The sequence below is a fragment of the Shewanella sp. 11B5 genome (assembly GCF_002836795.1).
Taxonomy (GTDB): Bacteria; Pseudomonadota; Gammaproteobacteria; order Enterobacterales; family Shewanellaceae; genus Shewanella; species Shewanella frigidimarina.
On record NZ_PJAP01000653.1, the window covers coordinates 1 to 2,151 of the forward strand.

Annotated in this window: 3 protein-coding genes; 2 read left to right on the forward strand and 1 reads right to left on the reverse strand. The window is 43.7% G+C overall.

Going from position 1 to position 2,151, the window contains the following annotated elements; translation table 11 throughout:
- A partial coding sequence (locus tag CXF78_RS14895) for a TonB-dependent receptor plug domain-containing protein (RefSeq protein WP_180957160.1) occupies positions 1 to 990 on the reverse strand: 990 nt, incomplete at its 3' end.
- A 76-nt stretch (positions 991 to 1,066) separates the two neighbouring features.
- Between CXF78_RS14895 and CXF78_RS14900 the strand changes: the two genes are divergently transcribed.
- Together CXF78_RS14900 and CXF78_RS14905 are read left to right on the forward strand one after the other, a co-directional pair.
- Entirely contained in the window at positions 1,067 to 1,456 is a 390-nt protein-coding gene (locus CXF78_RS14900; RefSeq protein WP_011638267.1) for a Cd(II)/Pb(II)-responsive transcriptional regulator, read from the forward strand.
- A gap of 224 nt (positions 1,457 to 1,680) precedes the next feature.
- Positions 1,681 to 1,902 (forward strand): DUF2375 family protein, encoded by a 222-nt coding sequence (locus CXF78_RS14905; RefSeq protein ID WP_101086456.1) that lies wholly within the window; start codon positions 1,681 to 1,683, stop codon positions 1,900 to 1,902.
- Positions 1,903 to 2,151: the final 249 nt, after the last annotated feature.

The following is a 2,151-nucleotide window of genomic DNA, read 5'->3' on the forward strand; positions in this document are numbered from 1 at the left end:
TGACTCTAATAACGGCATACTAAACACCAGGCCGCCATCAAGCCTATCGGAATCCTGCGATTGCTCAAACGAAGTACCATCAGCGACCGTGTTATCACCCAAAGTACCGCCAGTACGTTGCTCGGTCATAAACCCGCTAGTCACATACAGTGTTTGCCCTTCTTGTCCTTCCCAAAATAATCGCGGACGAACTGTGTATCGCTCATAACCTGCCAAATCGATCCAGCCGTCATTATCAATATCTTGCTTGTCTTGATAATGAGCCCCTGCCGTCACCGACCCTTTTACATTCTCGCTCAATGGCGACTCAAAATAGGTGGTCACATCCTGACCATCGCGCGTGGTTGCATTGAGCAACACTTCACCACTGAGTTCATCACCAGGCGTTCGAGATACAAGGTTAATTACCCCGCCGAGTGCTGACCCACCATAAAGTGATGACGCCGAGCCTTTAATAATTTCAACGCGACTTAAATCTGTCGGCGGCACTTGCAACAAACCAATCGACCCTGCTTGGTTACCGTACAGCGGTAAACCATCTGCCAGTAATTGGGTATAACGACCATACAAGCCTTGTAGGCGAATATTGGCACTGCCTAACGCCGGAGACGTTGTTTGTAATCTTACCCCACCCGTTTCAGCCACCAGCATAGAAATATTACCTGGTCTCATCGCCGCTTTTTCTTCAATCTCTTCGCGGTTAATGACCTCAACTCGAATAGGTTGTTCATCGGCAATCCGCCCAGAACGAGTGGCTTGTATGACAATGGTTTCCATTTCTTCTTCGTGTTCATGCTCGTGTTCATCAACATCCGCTTTTGGATCATCATGCTCAGAATGTTGAGGGTTTTCACTGTGGCTACCACTGTCATTCTTACTGTAATTTGCACTCTGTCCAGACGTGTTTATCGAGTTATCCACCACATTGGCTTCACTCACCCCAATAACACCTAGCGACAAAATTAATGACGCCGCGGAATAACTCAACATACAACTTCCTTTTAACAACACATTATCGAAAAATGATATGCTTAAGCTTAAAGGTTACAGCCACTGGAAGGTCAATATGAAAATAAGTGAATTGGCATCAATTGCCCAGGTATCGGTTAAAACCATCCGATATTATGAGCAGATTGGTCTACTCTCCCCGCCAATCCGTACCAGTAATGGCTATCGCCATTACCAAGAAAAAGATATTGAGACATTGGTATTTATCAGACGATGCAGAGAATTAAACATCGGACTCGATGACATCAAGCGCTTGGTTGATACACAACAAGATCCAAAATCGTCGTGCGCATTAGTCGACAACATCATTGCCGAACAACTTGCTCGCATTCAACAAACTCAGCGAGAATTGGCATTACTAGAACAATCATTAGCCGCACTCGCGAGCTGCTGTAAAAGCCATCAGATCAAAGATTGCAGTATTTTACAGACGCTGAAATCGGCTTAGACTAAAACCAAAACCACTGTTTTTTAATCGTTGAATAAGGGTTTATTGCGCTTTACTGCATGCATCTAAACGACTATGATTCCGATCCATTAGGTGTTGCGTATACGGTACGGTTAATCCTCTCATTTGCGGGAGAGTTAAATCATGATAACAACGCTAGGTTTGTATATTATTTAACATAAGAAAGGATCATCTGGGCACCCAGAAAATGTATGGATACAATTATGACAACACAGACGATAACAGTACTTTACTACCCAGCTGAACTCGCCATTAAACCCATAGCCGAAGTGTTATACGATCTCGAAGTGGGCGTGAGCGGACGTGTGATTATACCAACGGAATACAAAGTGGATAAAATCATCGTTGCGGTATTTAAAGGTGAAGTTGAAATGTTGAATGCACTTGGTGACCGAGTGGCATCAGAGCTTAATGACGTTGCCTAAAGGTCATATCATTCATTACTAGAAACGGCTTAACCAGCATAGAAGTCACTTTACAAGCTTGACGTGAAAACAATCACTTTTATCTGGTTAAGAGCCATCTCTCCATAAACATGCCGTTAAACTCGACCCAGATCGGCAAGCGATATTATGTCCGATATGATGCCAGGTGTGATGTCCGGTATGATTACCCTCTTAATCTAATCCCTCTAGTAATTTCATCCAAAGTAATCTCACCCAAAATAAATCATA

Excerpts from the sequence above, each read along its gene's own strand:
- CXF78_RS14900 (WP_011638267.1), top strand. The coding sequence starts at position 1,067 with ATGAAAATAAGTGAATTGGCATCAATTGCCCAGGTATCGGTTAAAACC.
- CXF78_RS14905 (WP_101086456.1), top strand. The coding sequence starts at position 1,681 with ATGACAACACAGACGATAACAGTACTTTACTACCCAGCTGAACTCGCC.